Raw genomic sequence first — 19,022 nt, forward strand, 5'->3', positions numbered from 1 at the left:
CACTGAAATCGGCGGCGGGGAGCCCTTGCAGTAACGCAGGACTCAAACGAAAATTTCGGAGAGATTCACTTGTCACCCGCAAAACTTTCAGTTACTAAGAATCATTGTGATAACCTGGCAGAGCGATATGGGGTGCCTTGAGACGCCCGCGACCCGCTAACCCGCCCAACTGACCGCCCAACGAAGGGCTACGGCACAGCGAAGAGCTACGGCACAGTGGGCGCACGAAACGGTGTAAGAACACTCAAGGCTGAGAGAATCACCCATTGAACCTGCTCTAGTTCGAACTAGCGAAGGGATTATCGATGATGGCAGAGCAGCCTACCGCGCCCGCGTGCGCACCCACTACCAACCCTGTACCCGGCGCGAGCGCCTCCGGAACCTCCCGGGCACCCCAGACAGCTCAGGTACCTCAGGCAGCTCGGGTGCCGAGGGTTCTCTCCATTGCCGGAACCGACCCCTCCGGCGGTGCAGGTATTCAGGCGGACCTCAAGTCCATTGCCGCATCCGGCGGTTACGGCATGTGCGTGACTACCTCACTGGTCGCCCAAAACACGTGCGGGGTTCGTGAAGTATTCACCCCGCCCCTGGAATTTTTGACCGCGCAGCTTGCCGCCGTTTTTGATGACGTCACGGTTGACGCCGTGAAAATCGGCATGCTCGGCGACGCAGACACGATCCGCACCGTCCGCACCTGGCTGAGCGAGCATCCGGTGCCCGTGGTTGTGCTCGACCCGGTCATGATTGCTTCCAGCGGTGACCGCCTGCTGCAGGCGGAAGCGGAGCAGGCGCTGCGCGATCTCGTGCCGCTCGTGAATGTGATTACCCCGAACATTCCGGAGCTTGCCGTGCTCTGTGAGAAGGAGCCCGCCCAGACTTTCGATGAGGCGCACGAGCAGGCGGCGAACCTTGCGGCGGCGACCGGAACTACCGTGATTGTGAAGGGCGGCCACCTGTGTGGTCAGGACGCCGGTAACACCGCGGTCTTCCCGGACGGCACCTGCGCGCACGTGCGCACCCCGCGTCTGGACAGCCGCAATACGCACGGCACCGGATGCTCCCTATCCTCTTCGCTGGCAACCCGCCTGGGAGTGGAGCTGCTCCAGCACGCCGAAGTCGCAGAACACACCGCAGAGCAGAGCGTTCTGACCAGCGAAGACACCCACCGCGCCCTGCAGTGGAGCACCCGCTGGCTCCACGAATCCATTGCCGCAGGTGCCGGGCTACAGGTCGGCTCCGGTGAGGGCCACGGCCCGGTGGACCACGCCGCCCGTGCCCGCCGCCTGGAGGCTGCCGCCTCCGCATACCCGTGGCATCACCTGCTCGCCACCACCGACTCTGAGGGCAATACTCTGGACGGCACCAGCCCGGAGCGTCTGCTGCCGGTCAGCCCCGTGCCCGCCGGTGAAGCCGTCGTAAAGCCCGCCGGTCCCTGGACCGCCGCCCTCTGGGCAGCCGGTGGCGAAACCTGGCACCAGATCCTGGACCTGCCCTTCGTGCGTGCCCTCGGTGACGGAACCCTCGACGAGGACCTGTTCGCCTTCTACCTGGACCAGGACGCCCTTTACCTGCGCGACTATTCGCGTGCGCTCGCGACTCTCTCGGCACGTGCTGATGCCGCTGAGGCGCAGGTGCACTGGGCCGCCGGTGCGCATGAGGCGATTGCCGCCGAATCGCAGCTGCACGAGGGCTGGCTGGCGAACCGTGCGCGTCTGGGTGGGCCCTCGCCGATTACGATGGGGTACACGAATTTCCTGCGTGCCTCCGCCGCTGGTGATGATTACGTGGTCGGTGCCGCCGCTATCTTGCCCTGCTACTGGCTGTACGAAGAGGTGGGCGCTGTGCTCTCCTCGCAGAATCATGCGGACCACCCGTACGCGGAGTGGCTGAGTATGTACGGTGGCGAAGAGTTCGCCGCCGACGTGGCGCGTAGCCTCGCGGAGGTGGAGCGTGCGTTTGAGGCGGCTTCACCGGCTCAGCGTGTGCGTGCGGCGCGGGCGTACCTGTCGGCGTGCGTGTACGAGCGTGAGTTCTTTGACCAGGCACACCGAGCATTGCGTTAGTTCGTCGGGCGCTGCGCTAGAGGCTCGCGCGGGGTTTGGGACGCCGGTGCTTTAGGTGCCGATTTTGGGGCTGAATACCGCCCCGGCATGGCGTGAGATGGGTGATTGATGCTTCACTCAACCTGCCGCCGGTTCGGGTGCCTTGCCGGTTATGCTTAAGGCGTCGGTGAAAACCGTTAGCGGCAGGATTCCGGCCCTCACCCAACTGGCTGATGTACCTGCCGCGCCCGCACCTCTACGGCGTGTAACCGACCAGTTTGGCCCGTCGCAACCACCTCATCCAACCCCCGCGGCGGGCCAAACGCCTTCCTTCCCAGTTTTCGGGGCTTCGTTTGAAAGCGTGTGGCGTGTAAATCCCGCATAGAAATATCCCGTGCAGATACTCTCATCTGCACGGGATATTTTGCTGTTCTGTTTTCTGCTCTGCCCTCGTCTATAGCCGCAGATTGGGTGAATCTTATGCGCCCTGGTTCTCACGAACCTCTTTCTTTTCCGCCTGGTAGCCGAAGCAGAACGCAGCGCCCGCGATCAGCGCCGCCAACCAGATGGAAAATACGCCAAACCATCGGGTGACAAGCGCCATGAGAATCACGCCAGCTATGAAAGAGGCGACTACGAGAGAGTAATCAATGGCTTTGAGCAGAGCCGTACGGCGCTGTGCCTTCGCCTCATTTTTTGTGTCTCCGTCGGGGGTTTTCCGCGTGAGGTACAGCGAACCGGCGGTGTACCAGGCACTGAGCATTTTGCGCCAGTTGCCGCTGGTCATGAAGAGCGAAAAGGGGTTTTCGCCAATGCGTGTATCCGCGAGGGCGTGAATCATCAGACCGACGGTGAACGCCAGCGCGCCCACCTGAAAGCTATTGCTCAGAGTTCTATCCATGAAGGGTACCGCGAAGCAGACCAGAAGGAACGGCAGGAGTGTGCCGATGCGCCAGTGTCTCATCCGGGCACGTTGACCGAGTAGATCATGAATGAAATGCCCTGCCAGATACCCGAAGCTGAAAAGAATAACGGAGAGCCAGCGCAGGTGCACCACATGCGGTGCGTCACGGTGCAGATCGGCGATGAGCAGAATAAAGTTACCGGTCTGCGTGGCAACGAGCGCTTCATAGTGGATGTGCGAGAAGACGTCCACTGCGCCGCCCAGGGAGGCGAGGAGCAGAGCCATGACGCGCCCGTAGCGTCGAGGTGCTGGGATGCGGTGTAGCATCTCGCGGAGGTGGTGTAGCATGCGCCTTCTCTCACGGTGGGTGGGTCTGTGCGTAGCAGTAATGCCGCTGGTTCCATGCTACGGCATAAGTCAGCAGGGTACCGGAGAGGATAAGCACCCCGCCGGGTAACCCCTGTTAAAGCGAAGGCCCCGAGCAGGTGTCTGCTCGGGGCCTGCATACTATTCGGTTTTTAGCTCGGGGAGAGTAGCTTACTTGCTCTCGCCCTTGAGTGCACCCACGAGCGGACCAATCACGTCCATGGGCAGCGGGAAGACCACGGTCGAGTTCTGGTCGGCACCCAGCTCCAGCAGGGTCTGCAGGTAACGCAGCTGCAGGGAGGCGGGGGACTGGCTCAGAATGTCGGATGCTTCCTTCAGCTCGCTGGAGGCCTCCAGCTCACCGCGTGCCGAAATGATCTTTGCGCGGCGCTCACGCTCAGCCTCAGCCTCGCGAGCCATGGCGCGCTGCATAGCCTCGGGAATCTCAACGTCCTTGATTTCGACGAGCTCCACCTGAATACCCCACGGCTCGGTGCGCGAACCGATGATGGAGCGCAGGTCCTCGTTCAGGTCCTCGCGGTGTGCGAGCAGGGTGTCCAGGTCAACGCGGCCGAGCAGGGAACGCAGGGTGGTCTGCGCAATCTGGCTGGTGGCAATCGGGTAGTTCTCAACCTCAAGCACGGCGTTCTTGGCGTTGGTCACGCGGAAGAGGACCACGGCGTTCACGCGGGCGGGAACGTTGTCCTTGGTGATGACTTCCTGCGGGGGAATGGTCAGGGTGATAACACGCATATCAACGCGCTGCAGGGAGTCGACGAGGGGGAAGACGACGTTCAGGCCGGGCTTCAGCTCCGAACGCAGGTGACCGAAGCGGAAAGAGATGCCACGCTCGTATTCGGGGATGACGCGGAACATACGAATCAGAATAAAAAGAACAATGACGGCAACTGGGATGAGGATAGTTGCCAAAGTGACGGGATCCATGGTTTTCCTTCACAAATATTGGGGGAGGACGGTATGTGTGCCCACCTGCCCGCGCCTCGTACGGTGCAGGTAGTAGGGGTGCCCGGTACCGGGCTAAGTTTTAGGGAGTTTGGGGAGGGGAATTTTCCGTCCCGGCGCACATCGCGGCGGTCGGTGCTTTAGCGGCACCCCGCATGGAAAACTCAAAAGAGGAATAAAAGAGAAATCCACACGGGGTCGCCGCCGAAGCTAACAGACGGGACCAATCAACCGGTCAGCCGCCGGAACGGAAAAACTTGTGCAGCGCTACTTCTTCGCCATCTGCTCTGCCAGCTTTTCGGCAGCCTCAACCTCAGCCAGGTTCTGCTCCTGCAGGACCTCATTCGTGGTCTTGTGCAGTCGCTTAACCGAGGTGCCGGTACCGCTCCATGCGGGGCGGTCCGGGTCGAGGGCAGAGGTACGAACCGGCAGGGTTGCATCCGCAATCATCTGCTTGCGGGTCTGCTCGGTACGGCGCTTACGCTCATTCGAAACGCCACCCCACTTCGCCGCGAAACGGTCCATCTTCACGTTCACCGATTCGTCAGCGGTGGATGCGTGAATATGCTTCGGATCGTTCTCGAAGTTCGCGGGGGAACGCATGAGCTTCACAGCCAGCGGGTAGGTCAGTGACAGGCAGACCACCGCGGCGGCACCCTCCACCAGAAGCTCCAGCGGGGAGTGCCAGACGATGGCGGCACCAATCAGGATGACCACACCCAGCAGCGAGACAGCAACCGCCAGTCCGCGGTGGAAACGACCCGACTCGGAGTAGGGCCATTCATCCACTTCGCGGGTGAGCTCGCGGCCGTTCGCCGAGACGGTGCAGCTGTCCTTAATCGGGCAGGTGTTGCACACGCTGGGCTTGGCGCGGTAACGCATCACTCGGTTATCCGAGTCGAATGCGGTCGCCCACAGCCACTGGTCTTCGGGGCAGAGCCACGCGTCGCTCTCTTGGTGGTAGGTGAACCCGAAGGTTCGCGCCGCCACCATGCGCTGGCTGGTGCGCTTGGCGAGAATATCGAAGCCCCAACCCACGGCGACCAGGCCGAGCGCGTACACGCAGGCCAGCCACACGAGGAAAGAAACTCCAGCAATCTGCTCAGGCATGGTTAGCCTCGACGATCGCTACGGTAGGGGCTGGTCTGCTCGGGCAGTTCCTCGGCAGCCTTAGTGCCGGCGAACTCTGCGATGCGAGCGTCCTCAACCACCTCGTACAGCGGCGGTTCGGGCAGCTCCAGGACGGTTTCCTTAGCGTTCTTGGAGAAGATCTCCTTGATACCCAGCAGCGCCAGCTTAATCAGCGGGATAATGCCGACCAGGAAGATCACGTCACCGGGCATACGCATCCAACCCATCACGGCGGAAGCACCGTCGTGAATGAACGCGAAGGAACGAGCCTCGTAGTAGCCCTCACCAACGGACTTGTACAGCTGAGCAATACCCAGCGGCAGCAGCGAGATGAAGGACATCCACAGCAGACCAATGTTCAGGGTCCAGAAGGAGAACTTCAGACCCTTCTCAGGCCACTTGTTCTCCGGGAGCAGGTAGCGCAGACCGAACACCGCGAACGCGATCGCGAGCATACCGTACACACCCATCATGGATGCGTGTGCGTGGTTTGCGGTCAGCGCGGTACCAATCTCGAAGTAGGACACGATCGGCAGGTTGATCAGGAAGCCGAACACGCCCGCGCCGAGGAAGTTCCAGAAGCCCACAGCAATCAGGAACATAACAGCCCAACGGTGCGGGAAAGGCTTGGTGCGGTTGGAGTACTGGCGAGCACCCAGCTGCATGAAGCCCCACGCCTCAACGGTCAGGAAGGTCAGCGGGATAACCTCAGCTGCGGAGAAGAACGCACCGAATGCCATCTGCTCGGAGGGGGTACCGACGAAGTAGGTGTGGTGCAGAGTACCGATCACACCACCGACGGAGTAGAGCACGGCGTCCATCATGATGATGGAGATCGCGATGCGCTCGCGGACCACGCCGAGCAGCACGAAGATGTACGCCACCATGACGGTGGTGAACAGTTCGAGGAAGTCCTCCACCCAGAGGTGAACCACCCAGAATCGCCAGAATTCGGCGACGGTCACGTGGGTACGCTGACCTGCGAGCAGGCCGACCGCGTAGAACATGGGGATGGCGAGGCCGGAGAAGAGGAACAGCCACGGCAGGGAGGTCTTCTTCGAGCCCTTCAGGCGAGCGGAGAGGGTACGCCAGACGATGACGATCCAGATGAACATACCCGCGGTGAGCAGGATCTGGAAGAATCGCGGCAGGTCCAGGAACTCCCACTGCTGCGAGAAGAAGCCGGTGAATTCCTTGGGGATGAGGCCCTTCTGAGAGAACCATTCGTTCAGCAGCGAGCCGAGGACCACGAAGACCACGGCGCCGATGAGAACGTAGGTGAGCAGACCCTGCTTCTTGGGTTCGCGGCGGGTAATCAGCGGGGCGATGAAGATACCGCCCGCCAGGAACGCGCCTGCGGTCCAGAAGAGGGAGAGCTGAAGGTGCCAGGTGCGAGATACCGTGTAGGGCAGCAACTGGCCCATGTCGATACCGAAGAATCCGGTGAGTTCTTCACGGTAGTGCTCGGTGAGCGCACCCACCAGAGCCTGCAGCAGGAACAGCACCAGGATCGTTGCGAAGAGCATGCAGGCTGCCTTCTGCGAGGGGGTCAGGCGAACTTCGTCGGGCTGACGGAAGTCGAGGACGGGTGCCTCTTCCGCGTGCCAGCCGATAGCGCGGGACCAGCGGCCGTAGATGGCGAACATCAGACCGGTACCACCGATGAGGGCAATCAGGGAGAGTGCCGACCAGACCATCAGATCCGCGGTGGGCTTGTTGTCCACGTTGGGTTCGGAGGGCCAGTTGTTGGTGTAGGAGTAGGGCTGGTCGGGGCGGTCTGCCGCCGATGCCCATGCGGTCCAGCCGAAGAATGCGACGATGTCGTGCAGTTCTTCGTCGTTCTTAATGGCGTTGGGGAACAGGCCCTGCGAGGTGTCACCCTTCATGAGGGTTTCGCGGTAGTGCTTGAGCATGAGCTGGTAGCCCTTGGTCTCACCAGCGGACCAGGTGATGGTCTTAGTCTGCTCGTCGTACTTGTTCTCCTTGCGCCACTCGTTCTTGACGAGTTCGCGGGGGTCCTGCTTGCCCTGTTCACGGTACTCCTTGACGGCAGCATCGGTGGTCAGGCGCAGGTATTCTGCAGTGTAGTCGGGGCCGAGGTAGGCACCGTGGCCGAGGACGGATCCGTACTGCTGCAGGCCGCGTCCCTGGAACAGTTCCTGACCGTGCAGGATCTGTTCTTGGGTTGCGATAGTTTTGCCGTCGTTGCCGACGATTTTATCGGGGAGCGGCATGGAGAGTGCGTAGGTGCGCATTGCAAGGACTGCCATGATGGTGAAGCCCAGGAGCATCACAAACGCAACAGCCTGTACCCAGCCTTTTCCGGCATAGGCACCGACCGTGTCTGAGCGGCGGGCAATCTTTGCTGCCTGCGCACGCGAGACGGGTTTTGTAGCCATAGTGTATGTCTCCAGTGTGCGTGGAATTTGTAGGTGGAGTGGTCCCGACGCACATCCGCTGGAGGGGCGGCTCACTATGTTCAGGGTGAATCGTCCTTGAGGGAGGTGCGACAGCCCACCCTGCTCTCATTTTTGCATATTAAATGCGCATTTACGAAACTTTGCTGACGTAGCGTCATAATGTGACACGGCTATTTGGTGGGGAAATCAGTAATAATCAGGCGGAAAACCTGAAATATTACGTTGAGGTTGAACCCTTAGCTTCCGTGCCACTTCCCCGCCTGTAACGGGGGAGGATGCGCCGGGGTGGAAGTTGTGCAGGTTCCCTCTATCGGGGGTTCTACTCGGCTCCTACTTGAGCTCCTGCTGAGGTTCTCGCTGAAGTCGTTGACGGGAGGCGCATCCCAGCATGTGGAAGGGGAGCGCGGCACCCCTCACGTGCCTACACTCGGGTGTGGAATAATAAAACCCGACGCTACTAAACACAGTACAAATTTTTTGCGGCACAGGTTACCGCAGTACAGATTTTGTGCTCTTTGGCGGCGTATATTCAGAAGGGGCCACTCACCCCGCATCCACGGCGGACCGCCGCCACAGCCCGCAATCTATCGGCACCTCAGGAGAGTTCACGTGCTTCTCTACAAATCCACCCAGAAAGCAGTCACCGGAATCCTGCGCACCGTCTTCCGCGCCCGCGTGACCGGACTCGAAAACTTCCCCGCCACCGGCCCGGTGATTGTCGCCTCCAACCACCTGTCCTTCCTGGACTCCATCATTATTTCTGCCATGATGCCGCGCCGCGTTGCGTTCCTCGCCAAGGCTGAGTACGTGAACACCCCCGGCCCGCGCGGCAAGATGATGAAGGCATTCTTCGAAGCCGTGGACATCATTCCCGTGAACCGCTCCGACCGTTCCGAGTCGCTCAAGGCGCTCGACATTGCCCTGGAGAAGCTGCAGGAGGGTAAGGTCTTCGGCATTTACCCCGAGGGCACCCGCTCCCGCGACGGCTACCTGTACCGCGGCAAGATTGGTGTGGCGTGGCTGGCGCACATGACCGGCGCACCCGTGGTTCCGGTTGGTCTGATTGGCACCGACCGCCTGCAGAAGCCCGGCTCGAACATGATTTACCCGCGCCGCTTCACGATTCGTGTAGGTAAGCCGCTCTACTTTGAGAAGACCGGCGAGAAGATGACCGGCAAGCAGCGCCGCGTCACCACCGACACGATCATGGACGAGATTGCTCAGCTGTCCGGTCAGGCGCGCAAGCATGAGTACAACGTTTCGCCCTCAGCCGCACGTGACGCAGGCTAGGGCACACGCCACCTGAACCGCGTAGACTTAAACCGCGCATTCACGCACCAACCCCCGCGCATTGGGGAGATGGGTGTAGGATGCGCGGTTTGTCGTATGCGCGAGCCTGAGATGACCCCGGCAGCCCAGTAGAGCGAGGAGAAAGTACCCATGGCAGAGCCTTCCAGCTACCGCCCCGCCCCCGGCGAAATCCCCACCGACCCGGGCGTTTACCGTTTCCGCGATGCCGACGGCCGCGTCATCTACGTGGGCAAGGCGAAGAACCTGCGCAACCGCCTCAACAGCTATTTTGCGTCCCCGCAGACGCTGAGCCCGAAGACCTACGCTATGGTGCATACGGCGGCGAGCGTTGAGTGGACCGTGGTGGCGAGCGAGATGGAGTCCCTGCAGCTCGAATACACCTGGATTAAGGAGTTTTCGCCGCGCTTCAACATTGCGTTCCGCGACGATAAGTCGTACCCGTACCTGGCGATTACCGTCAATGACGTGTACCCGCGCGCCATGGTGACCCGCGGCGAGCGCCGTAAGGGCGTGCGCTATTTTGGCCCGTATTCGCAGGCGTGGGCGATTCGTGAAACCCTGGATGCGCTGCTGCGCGTCTTCCCGGTGCGTACCTGCACGAACGGCGTGTTTAACCGCGCAAAGAATAGCGGCCGGCCGTGCCTACTCGGCTATATCGATAAGTGCGCGGCGCCGTGCGTGGGCAAGATTAGCGCCGAGGAGCACCGCAAGTTGGCGCGCGGGCTGACCCGGTTTATGGGTGGTGGCGCTGAGAAGCATATCGCCCAGTTGACCGCGGAAATGAAAGCCGCCGCAGCTGATATGGACTTTGAGCGCGCCGCGATTCTTCGTGACGATATTGCCGCGCTGACTAAGGCGTTTGAGCGTAACGCCGTGGTGCTTGGCGCGACCGTGGATGCCGACCTATTCGCCTACGCGGAGGACGACCTGGAGGCGTCCGTTCAGGTGTTCTTCGTGCGCGGCGGCAGGATTCGTGGCCAGCGCGGCTGGATTGTGGAGAAGGTCAACGACAGCACCGACGCGCAGCTCATCGAGCAGCTGATCGCGCAGGTGTACAGCGATATCGCGGCGAGCCTCGCCTCCCAGAAGGACGCCGAGAAGAGCCTGAACAGCTACGATATTCCGCGTTCCGTGCTCGTGCCGGTGGAGCCCGAGAATAAGGAGCAGCTGGCGTCCTGGCTGGCGGAGGTGCGCGGCGGGCCCGTGGAGATTAGCGTCCCGCAGCGCGGCGACAAGGCAGAGCTCATGAAGACGGTCGCCGAGAATGCGCGCCAGTCGCTGACCTTGCACAAGAGCCGCCGTGCCGGTGATTTGACCACCCGTAGCGCCTCCCTCGTGGAGCTGCAGGAGGCGCTGGAGCTGCCCGACCCGCTGCTGCGCATCGAGTGCTACGACATTTCGCATGTGCAGGGCACGAACGTGGTTGCCTCCATGGTCGTCTTTGAGGACGGCATGCCCGCGAAGAACGCCTACCGCACCTACAGCATTACCGGCGACGCCGCGCGTGACGATACCGCCAGTATGTACGACGTCATCACCCGCCGATTCAAGAGGCATCTGGCGCAGCAGGCGGAGCGCGAAGCAGCCCCCGTGCACTCCGGCGAGATTGACGCCTCCACGCCCGAGCCGGCGAAGTTCGCCTACCCGCCGAACCTGGTGCTCGTGGACGGCGGCCCGCCTCAGGTGGCTGCCGCCTCCGCCGCGTTGAGCGATTTGGGCATTACGGATGTGTACGTTGCCGGCATCGCTAAGCGCCTGGAGGAACTGTGGCTACCGGACGACGACTACCCGGTCGTGCTACCGCGCACCTCGCAGGCGCTGTACCTGGTGCAGCGCATCCGCGATGAGGCGCACCGTTTCGCTATCACCTTCCACCGTTCCAAGCGCGGTAAGGCGATGGTCGCCTCCGCCCTGGATGAGGTGCCCGGTTTGGGCGAGGTGAAGCGTGCCGCGCTGATTAAGCACTTCGGGTCGGTGGCTCAGATTAAGCAGGCGAGCGCCGAGGAGCTGACGGCGGTGCCGGGTATTGGTCCGGCGTTGGCTCAGAAGATTCTGGCGGCGCTGACCTAATCCTCTGGCTGGCGCTGAGTGAAGGCCCGCCCGGGGTGTGAACGCAGCACCCCGCCTCGTAATGGCGCTTAACAAACGTGTCATAATTGAAGGAAACCGTCATCATTACGAGCGCGCTATCTTCGCGCGCCCTCAACCAGTAGAGTGGAAACCGTGAGTAATAACCATCTGCGCCTATTCACCAGCGAGTCGGTGACTGAAGGCCACCCCGATAAGATTTGTGACCAGATTTCTGACGCCATCCTTGACGGCATTATTGCCCAGGATCCCGCAGCGAACGTTGCTGTGGAGACCATGGTAACCACCGGTCAGGTGCATGTTGCTGGTGAGGTGACCACCTCCAGCTACGTCGAAATCCCCTCCATCGTGCGCGAGACCATTCTGGGTATCGGCTACGATTCCTCTACCCGCGGCTTCGACGGTGAGTTCTGCGGCGTGTCCGTGTCCATTGGCGAGCAGTCCCCGGACATTAACGCCGGCGTGTACGAGTCCCTCGAGGTTCGTCAGGGCATTGCTGCTGACGAGTACGACCGCCAGGGTGCGGGCGACCAGGGCATCATGTTCGGTTACGCATCCAACGAGACCAACGTGCTGATGCCCGCCCCGATTTGGCTGGCGCACCGCCTCTCTGAGCGTCTGACCAAGGTCCGTAAGGACGGCCTGCTGACCGAGCTGCGCCCCGACGGCAAGACTCAGGTGACCCTCGGCTACGATTCGAACAACGTGCCTGTCTCCGTGGATACCGTGGTTGTTTCGAGCCAGCACACCGCAAGCTACGACCTGGCTGACCTGCGTGCAGACATTGAGAAGCACGTTATCGCGCCGGTTCTGGGTAGCGTCGAGCTGGATTCCTCCAACGCCAAGTTCATTGTGAACCCCGCTGGCCGCTTCGTTCAGGGTGGCCCCGTGGGTGACGCGGGCCTGACCGGCCGCAAGATCATTGTGGACACCTACGGCGGTTCGGCTCGTCACGGTGGTGGCGCGTTCTCCGGTAAGGACCCGTCGAAGGTGGACCGTTCCGCAGCGTACGCAATGCGTTGGGTTGCGAAGAACATTGTGGGTGCCGGTCTGGCTGACCGCGCCGAGGTTCAGGTTGCGTACGCTATCGGCCAGGCAGCGCCGGTCGGTCTGTATGTTGAAACCTTCGGTACCGAGAAGGTCGACCCGATCAAGATTGAGAAGGCTGTGCGTGAGGTCTTCGACCTGCGCCCGCTGGCAATCATTAACGAACTGGATTTGCGCCGCCCGATTTACAAGAAGACCGCAGCTCACGGCCACTTCGGTCGTACCGAGCCGGAATTCACCTGGGAGCGCCTGAACCGCGTGGATGCACTGCGTTCGGCAGTGTCCTCCTCCTAATATCTGTCAGGGTAGAGGAGCACGCAGATTCGGGTGACTCAGAGCAGTTCTGAATCGAACTCTTCGGCACCGTTGGGTGCTCAGCAGGAATCCCTGCAACAGCTTGACCTGTTGCAGGGATTTCCTGCTCTTCGTGATGCCCTGATTCCGGCTGCCCCGGAGCCGGTGAACGTTGCCGCCGAGTTGGAGGCGAGCGGCGTGCCGAACCCTGTGGCGCGTGTGCGCGTGGATAGCACCCTGCCGCAGGTGGACCGCACGTTTGATTATCGTGTGCCCGCTGAGCTGAGTGAGGATGCGGTGCCCGGCGCCCGCGTGCGCGTGCTGTTCAACGGTCACGAGCTGACCGGTTACATTGAGGAGCGCGCCGCCACGACTGATTGGACGCGTACCTCGCTACTACCGCTCAAGTCGGTGCTGTCGCGTGTGCCGTCTGTTGCGCCCGAAATTTTTGCGCTTGCTGAGGCGCTTGCCGACCGTTACGCCTCCACGGTGGCGAACGTGTTGCGCCTGGCGGTGCCGCCGCGTATTGCCGCGCTGGATAAGAAGTACGCGCCGCTTCTGCCGGGTTACGAGTCGGCGTATTTGGGTGATTCTGCCCCGGTAAGTACTTCCAATACCCCCGAGAACACCCCGGAGAACACTCCCGAGATGACCCCGGCGAGCGCGGGGGAGAAGTCGCAGGAAAACGCCCCCGAGAACGCGGCTCTCGAGGCCGCGGAATCTGAGCACACGGCTCCCGAGTCTTCTGCCGTCTCCGCCGCCTCCAGCACTGCCGACCCGTACGCCTGGCTTGCCACTCCCGGCGCGCTCGCACCCTTCGTGCTGGACCCGCCGGCGCTGAACCCGGATGCGCCGGATGCCGCCTCCGTCTTCTCCGATTACGAGAACGGCGCGGAGTTCATTGAGGACGTCGCCGCCGGTGCCGCGACCCGCGCCGTGATGACGGTCCTTCCCGGCCACCTGGAGCACACGTGGGCGGATGTTTTGGCGACCGCACTCGCGGCTGCTGCTGCGAGTGGTCGCGGCGCTATTGCGGTGGTTCCGACCGCTAAGAACCTGGATCTTCTGGAGGCGGCGCTCGCCGAGCGTCTGCCCGCTGATTCGTTTGTGCGTTTGAGTTCTGATTCGACTCCGCATACTCGCTATCACGGTTTTGTTAAGGCTCGCCTGGGGCAGGTGCCGGTGGTGATTGGTACCCGCGCTGCCGCCTACGCGCCGGTGGCGAACCTGGGCCTGGTGGTGTGCTGGGATGACGGCGATTCTTCGCTGGTGGAGCAGCGCGCCCCGTATTGTCATGCTCGTGATGTGTTGCTTCTGCGTGCTTCTGCTGAGAATACTGCGGCGCTGTTTGCCGGGTTCAGTATGAGTAGTGAGGCGGCGCGTCTGGTGCGTACCCGTTGGGCGTCTCATGTGCGTGCGCCGCGTGCGTTGGTGCGTGATTATTCGCCGCGTATTTTTTCGACAGGTTCGGAGTTTGAGTTGGCGCGTGACCCGTTGGCGGCGATGGCGCGTATTCCGCACCTGGCGTTTGAGCATGCTCGTCGGGCGTTGGCGCGTGGTCCTGTGTTGGTGCAGGTGGCGCGTAGCGGTTATATTCCGTCGTTTTCGTGCGAGCGTTGCCGCATGCCGGCGCGTTGTGGCGAGTGTAGTGGGCCTTTGTCGGTGGCTTCGGGTTCGTCGGTTCCGTCGTGTTCGTGGTGCGGTCATTTGGCGCAGCAGTGGCGTTGTTCTGAATGCGGTTTTACGCATTGGCGTTATTCGGCGGCGGGTGCGACTCGTACTGCTGAGGAGCTGGGCCGTGCGTTCCCGAATGTTCCGGTGATTTCTTCGGCGGGTGACCATGTGCGGGCGTCGGTTGGTCCTGAGCCTGCGTTGGTGGTGGCGACTCCGGGTGCTGAGCCGGTGGCTTTTGGCGGCTATGCGGCGGCGCTTCTTCTGGATGCCGATAAGATGCTTCGTTTTGATTCGTTGCGTGCCCCGGAGGCGGCGTTGCGTCGCTGGTTGAATGCGGCGGCATTGGTTCGTCCTGCGGCTCTTGAGGGTACGGTGGTGACGACTGCTTCGCCGTCGCCGGTGGAGCAGGCGCTGGTGCGTTGGGATCCGGCGTGGTTTGCTCGTCAGGAGCTGGAGGAGCGCGCTCAGACGGGTCTGCCTCCGGCGGTTCGTACGGCTGCGGTGACCGGTGCGGAGGCGGATGTTCGCGCCTTCATGGAGGAGTTCTTGGGCTCTTCTGCGTTGCCGGAGCGGGTGCGTGAGCAGCTGCGTATTGTGGGCCCGGTTCCTCTGGATCAGGGGTATTTTGCCTGGTCGGAGTCTCTTGAGGAGGATTCTGAGGAGGCGCCGGTTCAGGGCGATTGGCGTACCCTGATGTTCTTCTCGTACGGCATTGCCCAGCACGTGACCCGTGAGTTGCGTGCTACGCGTGCAACGATTGCGGCGTTGAAGAAGAACGTGGGGGAGCGCCCGGTTCAGATTCGCTGTGACGGCTTGGACGTGCTGTGATTTTCTAGTCGTGCTGTAGTGTTCTAGTGAGGGGCGGTTTTTGCCCCGGGTTGGGCGTTGAGCTACGCGGGTTTGCGGGCGCGCTGTGCGCAGAGGCGAGGAGGTGAGAGGCATGTCGAAGGTGCCTCATCTGCTGAAGGGTAGTGCGCTGCCTGACGGTGAGCAGCAGCGGCTAACGAAGTATGCTTCTGCGCATCCGAAGAGTGCCCTGCACCGCAAGGGCCAGCATCATGATGCGGCGGTGCTGCTGGTTCACGGTATCGGCTACCAGAATCACGGGGAGACGCTCGCGTATTTTGGCAAGCCGGTGGCGCATAGTGTGCAGACTCTGCTGGCGCTGAACACGGATTCTGTCGCGCTCTCCGAAGAGAACCCCGCTGAGGAGGCTTCTGCGCGGGTTCGTGTTGAGGTGATTCCTGACGGTGATACCCTCCCGTCTGCCGCTGAGGTGAACCCGCTGAGCCACCATAGCGAGTTGACGTATTCGTTGACGATTGAGCGCACGGAGTACCCTGCTGACCCGGTTGAGGAAAGCCCGCAGGTTGAAGAGAACTCCGCGCAGGAAGAACCCGCCGAAGCCTCCGAGCCCAAAGAATCTACAAGAATCAGTCTGCCGAAAGTTGAACTTCCGAAGGTAGAGCTGCCCAAAGTGGAGTTACCCAAGGTAGAGCTGCCCAAGGTCGAGCTGCCCAAGGTCGAGCTGCCCAAGGTTGAGCTACCCAAGGTGGAGTTGCCAAAGGTAGAACTTCCTAAGGTGGAGCTCCCTAAGATTGATCTGCCGAAAATTGAGCTTCCCAAGGTAGAACTCCCGAACATCGATTTCCCGAACATCGAGCTGCCCAATATTGAACTTCCGCGCCTGCCTCAGCCGAAGCCGCGTCCGGTTCGCACGGTCACTCGCCGTAGCCTCCTCTTTCAGGAGGGTTTCTGGCGGCCCAGACATTACCGCCCGTTGAAGGAGCATTTGCCCTGGTTGGCGTCGGTTTTGCCGCTGTTTTTGATGTTCTGCTTTTACTATGAGCGCCCCGGCACGACCTGGCGTGAGCGTGTCGGGCACCTGCTACGTTCTACGGCGCGGTTTGTGAACGTGGCGCTGTGGCTGGTGGGCGGCTATGGCGCTCATGACGTTCCGTGATGCTTTTGTGGCGTCTCTGGGTACTCCGCAGGGTGCATTTACGGGTCTGGCGGCGGTGCTCGGCCTGGGTATTGTGGGCTGGGTTTTGGCTCGTCGTGCCCGTGAGCTGTGGGCGCTGGTGAAGGCTATTCCGACGCAGCTGATTCAGACGGCGACCAGCCCGGAGTCGCGCGATTTGGAGCGTATTTATGCGCGTCTGGATCGTCAGCTGGACGATTTGAGTTCCCGTAGCGATGCGGTGGGCATTATTGCCCATTCGCAGGGCGGGTATTTGAGCTATGAGTTGCTGCGTCGTCGTGCGGCGGCGGGTAAGAAGCCGATTCGTTTCTTCTACGGCCTGGGTAGTGGCGTGGTCCCGATTAGCATTATCGCTAGTGACCGCAACGACATTCCGGGGCACCTGGATGCCGCGGGCGGCTACCGTAACCGCGCCATGCTGCTGTGGGTGAGCGCGGTTGCGGCGTTCTCCTGGCTGGTGGAAGCGTCCCTGCTGTTTGGTCCGTACCGTTCTCTGCTGCACTATACGATGCTGGTACCCCTAGCGTTGAGCGTGGTACCCCTGGTTGCGAGCGTGCCGGGTGCCTTCAAGGGTAGGGCGCGTATTGGCTGCAAGAGCACCCGGGAAAGCGCCTCCGCAACTACCTCGGTAAACACCCCGGTGGATGTGCGCCTGTTCAACCCGTACGGCACGCGCGCCTACGTGAAGTGGCTGATTCCGCTGCTCTTCGTGCACGGCGTTTTCATGCTGTACGCGGTGTTCATGCTGCTGCTGGCTCAGTTGCGTGTTGAGGGCGCGGTCCCTGAGCTGACCGCTACCTCCGTGGCGTTTTGGGGCGCGCTGATTCTGGTGCTCATGATGTCGGTGCGTAGCGCCTGCCACCTGTATGTGCGCGCCTACGCGCCGATGTTGCAGGATCTTGATGTGGCTGACCGGTGCGAGATTTCTGCTCGTGGTGACAGCATTGGCAGGTCGAATATTACTCAGCCCGCCGATGTGGACGTCAGCTTTGTGACCCTGCCGGGCCCGTCGGTGAATAGTCACATGCAGTATTTTGATGCGTGCTCGCCGGTGCCGTTGATGCTTGCGCACCGCCTGGTGCCGCACATGATGCCGGAGGGTGAGCAGGCGCAGAAGGCGGAGGCTTTCACTGATATTGGTACGGAACTGAACCACGGTTTTGCGCGCGTGAAGAAGTGGATGCGCACTATGCATTACGGACTGTATGCGGTGCTTCTGCTGATGCTGTCGGTGCTTCTGAATGTGGTGTCGCCGGTGAGCCTGTCCACGTTGACGGGGCTTGATACGTCGCGCCTGCATTCGGAGGGCTTTGACCGTCTGGTGGCGGATGCTCAGCAGCTGCGTGAGCAGGCGGGTTCTTCGGATCTGCTGCTGTGGATTCTGGTCGGCATTTTTGTGGTGGAGGCGCTGCTGATGATGGTGCTTTCGCCGTGGACTCAGAGGCGTTTGCAACGTGCATTCATGATGCGCAAGGTGGACCGCACGGGTCAGCTGAGCGAGTTCAATCCTTTGCCGATGGTGACGGCTCTTCTGGGTCTTGACGGTGAGGATGAAGACGCTGAGGATGCAGAGGAACATAACCTCGCAGGGGAGAAAAAGCAGGAGAGTAAAGCAGGGCAGAGCGCTATAGCTTAGGCGCTTAGGCGGTGCTGTTGGAAGGTCACTCCAGCATTTTTATGCATTCGTGTGCATCTAAGATTTGCTGGGGTTTGGCTGATTCTAATTGGCGTAGTCTTCGTATCCACGGTAATATATTCAGCACTGCGGATACTATTTTGGCGCTTGTCGAGGTGGTATTGGCGGTATCTATCACTCAACTCCGCGTGCGCTTCACAACCGCACGCACCTAAGAAAGATAAATACTGATGACTCAGACTCTCATCACCCCCGCATACGAACCTGCATGCGGCGGGTCTGCTTCTGTACACAATTACGGCGTCATGCACCCGGACCCCGTGTTGCTTTCCGACATGACCAGCGCAGAACGAGGAGCTGTTTACCGCTACTTGGCGCGCTTCGCTGAGCTGGATGACGCAAAGATTTTCTACGCGTACGGTCACGCTTACGAACTGGCTCGTAAGGATGCTGAACGCGGTCTCTACGCAACTATGGCGTAGCCTGCATAATTAGCTTTGGAAATGCTGCTGCACTCCTCGTGAGTGCGGCAGCATTTCTGCTTTTCGGACTGGCTTTCACGCTGGCTTTCACATTAGCTTTCGGGTGGGCTTTAGTTCGGTTGGGAACTCGGCGGTCCCATGCCGCTATGGTGCCCCTGATTTCTTCCTGACAACCGGGAACGTGTCCACTATGGGGGCGTTCCCTGATGGTTCTTGAACATTGATTAGCTCTTGGGTAGTTTAGAGGTATCACAACCACTACTGCGAAGAGACTTCCGATGATCTCCGTAGGTTCTTTTCGCGGTGTTGCCTCCGGTAGCGTCTGCATTGTTGCGGCGCTCCACTAAGAAACGCCCTAAGGAAAGGTACTCACCGATGAGTTTCACCAATATCACCTCTGATTACGAGCCCGAGTTCGGTAGTTCGGCACCGAGCCGCGACAACGGCATTACTCACCCGGACCCTGTTCTGCTGTCCTCGATGACGAAGGCTCAGCGTGGCGCGGTGTGCCGCTACCTGGCTCGTTTTGCTGAGCTGGATGACGCGAAGATTTTCTACGCGTACGGTCATGCGGATGAGCTGGCCGCGAAGGAAGCGGCACGCGGCGCGTACGTGTAAGGATTCCTGCTCCGGTGTGATGCGGTGAGGCTGCGCCTTCCGGATGCGCCCTCAGGGTGCCCGAG

The 19,022-nt window shown here is 61.1% G+C and carries 13 protein-coding genes and 1 riboswitch; of the genes, 9 read left to right on the top strand and 4 right to left on the bottom strand.

Annotated features, from left to right (window positions below):
- The first annotated feature begins 118 nt into the window (after nt 1–118).
- A riboswitch (TPP riboswitch) is annotated at nt 119–317 on the top strand.
- Nucleotides 306–2,063: a bifunctional hydroxymethylpyrimidine kinase/phosphomethylpyrimidine kinase gene (locus HMPREF3055_RS05140; protein ID WP_083318013.1), complete on the top strand. Its 1,758-nt coding sequence runs from the start codon at nt 306–308 to the stop codon at nt 2,061–2,063. Its footprint overlaps the riboswitch before it by 12 nt.
- Nucleotides 2,064–2,520: 457 nt before the next feature.
- Here the strand turns inward: HMPREF3055_RS05140 and HMPREF3055_RS05145 are convergent, their stop codons facing one another.
- The 4 genes from HMPREF3055_RS05145 to HMPREF3055_RS05160 form a co-directional block, all read right to left on the bottom strand.
- Nucleotides 2,521–3,231, bottom strand: a complete 711-nt coding sequence (locus HMPREF3055_RS05145) for a YoaK family protein (RefSeq protein ID WP_158676578.1) — start codon at nt 3,229–3,231, stop codon at nt 2,521–2,523.
- Nucleotides 3,232–3,483: 252 nt separating this feature from the next.
- Nucleotides 3,484–4,257 carry a slipin family protein gene (locus tag HMPREF3055_RS05150; protein ID WP_005506196.1) on the bottom strand — a complete coding sequence of 258 codons (774 nt, stop codon included), beginning with the start codon at nt 4,255–4,257 and terminating at the stop codon, nt 3,484–3,486.
- A 285-nt stretch (nt 4,258–4,542) separates the two neighbouring features.
- Complete coding sequence (locus HMPREF3055_RS05155; protein WP_005509140.1) at nt 4,543–5,385, bottom strand: transposase; 843 nt, start codon at nt 5,383–5,385, stop codon at nt 4,543–4,545.
- Between the two features lie 2 nt (nt 5,386–5,387).
- Nucleotides 5,388–7,805, bottom strand: a complete 2,418-nt coding sequence (locus HMPREF3055_RS05160; protein ID WP_070738354.1) for a nitric-oxide reductase large subunit — start codon at nt 7,803–7,805, stop codon at nt 5,388–5,390.
- Between the two features lie 630 nt (nt 7,806–8,435).
- Between HMPREF3055_RS05160 and HMPREF3055_RS05165 the strand changes: the two genes are divergently transcribed.
- The 8 genes from HMPREF3055_RS05165 (at nt 8,436) to HMPREF3055_RS05195 (ending at nt 18,957) form a co-directional block, all read left to right on the top strand.
- A complete protein-coding gene (locus tag HMPREF3055_RS05165) occupies nt 8,436–9,116 on the top strand; it encodes a lysophospholipid acyltransferase family protein (RefSeq protein ID WP_044150489.1) in 681 nt (226 codons plus the stop codon).
- A 150-nt stretch (nt 9,117–9,266) separates the two neighbouring features.
- A complete protein-coding gene (gene uvrC / locus HMPREF3055_RS05170) occupies nt 9,267–11,207 on the top strand; it encodes an excinuclease ABC subunit UvrC (RefSeq protein ID WP_070738355.1) in 1,941 nt (646 codons plus the stop codon).
- A 153-nt stretch (nt 11,208–11,360) separates the two neighbouring features.
- On the top strand, nt 11,361–12,566 hold the full coding sequence (metK, locus tag HMPREF3055_RS05175) for a methionine adenosyltransferase (RefSeq protein ID WP_005506182.1): 1,206 nt from the start codon (nt 11,361–11,363) through the stop codon (nt 12,564–12,566).
- A 33-nt stretch (nt 12,567–12,599) separates the two neighbouring features.
- Nucleotides 12,600–15,068 (top strand): primosomal protein N' family DNA-binding protein, encoded by a 2,469-nt coding sequence (locus HMPREF3055_RS05180; RefSeq protein ID WP_070738357.1) that lies wholly within the window; start codon nt 12,600–12,602, stop codon nt 15,066–15,068.
- Nucleotides 15,069–15,180: 112 nt separating this feature from the next.
- A complete protein-coding gene (locus HMPREF3055_RS09390) occupies nt 15,181–16,203 on the top strand; it encodes a hypothetical protein (RefSeq protein ID WP_246826900.1) in 1,023 nt (340 codons plus the stop codon).
- Complete coding sequence (locus HMPREF3055_RS05185) at nt 16,181–17,857, top strand: aconitase (RefSeq protein WP_246826901.1); 1,677 nt, start codon at nt 16,181–16,183, stop codon at nt 17,855–17,857. The genes HMPREF3055_RS09390 and HMPREF3055_RS05185 overlap by 23 nt, the downstream gene beginning before the upstream one ends.
- A 230-nt stretch (nt 17,858–18,087) precedes the next feature.
- Entirely contained in the window at nt 18,088–18,339 is a 252-nt protein-coding gene (locus tag HMPREF3055_RS05190; protein ID WP_012903606.1) for a hypothetical protein, read from the top strand.
- A gap of 375 nt (nt 18,340–18,714) precedes the next feature.
- Complete coding sequence (locus HMPREF3055_RS05195) at nt 18,715–18,957, top strand: hypothetical protein (protein ID WP_049341314.1); 243 nt, start codon at nt 18,715–18,717, stop codon at nt 18,955–18,957.
- Nucleotides 18,958–19,022 lie beyond the last annotated feature (65 nt).

Source organism: Rothia sp. HMSC061C12 (genome assembly GCF_001815755.1).
Classification (GTDB): Bacteria; Actinomycetota; Actinomycetes; order Actinomycetales; family Micrococcaceae; genus Rothia; species Rothia mucilaginosa.

Coding starts and splice junctions, on each gene's coding strand:
- HMPREF3055_RS05140 (WP_083318013.1), top strand. CDS start 306: ATGATGGCAGAGCAGCCTACCGCGCCCGCGTGCGCACCCACTACCAAC.
- HMPREF3055_RS05145 (WP_158676578.1), bottom strand. CDS start 3,231: ATGGCTCTGCTCCTCGCCTCCCTGGGCGGCGCAGTGGACGTCTTCTCG.
- HMPREF3055_RS05150 (WP_005506196.1), bottom strand. CDS start 4,257: ATGGATCCCGTCACTTTGGCAACTATCCTCATCCCAGTTGCCGTCATT.
- HMPREF3055_RS05155 (WP_005509140.1), bottom strand. CDS start 5,385: ATGCCTGAGCAGATTGCTGGAGTTTCTTTCCTCGTGTGGCTGGCCTGC.
- HMPREF3055_RS05160 (WP_070738354.1), bottom strand. CDS start 7,805: ATGGCTACAAAACCCGTCTCGCGTGCGCAGGCAGCAAAGATTGCCCGC.
- uvrC (WP_070738355.1), top strand. CDS start 9,267: ATGGCAGAGCCTTCCAGCTACCGCCCCGCCCCCGGCGAAATCCCCACC.
- HMPREF3055_RS09390 (WP_246826900.1), top strand. CDS start 15,181: ATGTCGAAGGTGCCTCATCTGCTGAAGGGTAGTGCGCTGCCTGACGGT.
- HMPREF3055_RS05185 (WP_246826901.1), top strand. CDS start 16,181: ATGGCGCTCATGACGTTCCGTGATGCTTTTGTGGCGTCTCTGGGTACT.
- HMPREF3055_RS05190 (WP_012903606.1), top strand. CDS start 18,088: ATGACTCAGACTCTCATCACCCCCGCATACGAACCTGCATGCGGCGGG.
- HMPREF3055_RS05195 (WP_049341314.1), top strand. CDS start 18,715: ATGAGTTTCACCAATATCACCTCTGATTACGAGCCCGAGTTCGGTAGT.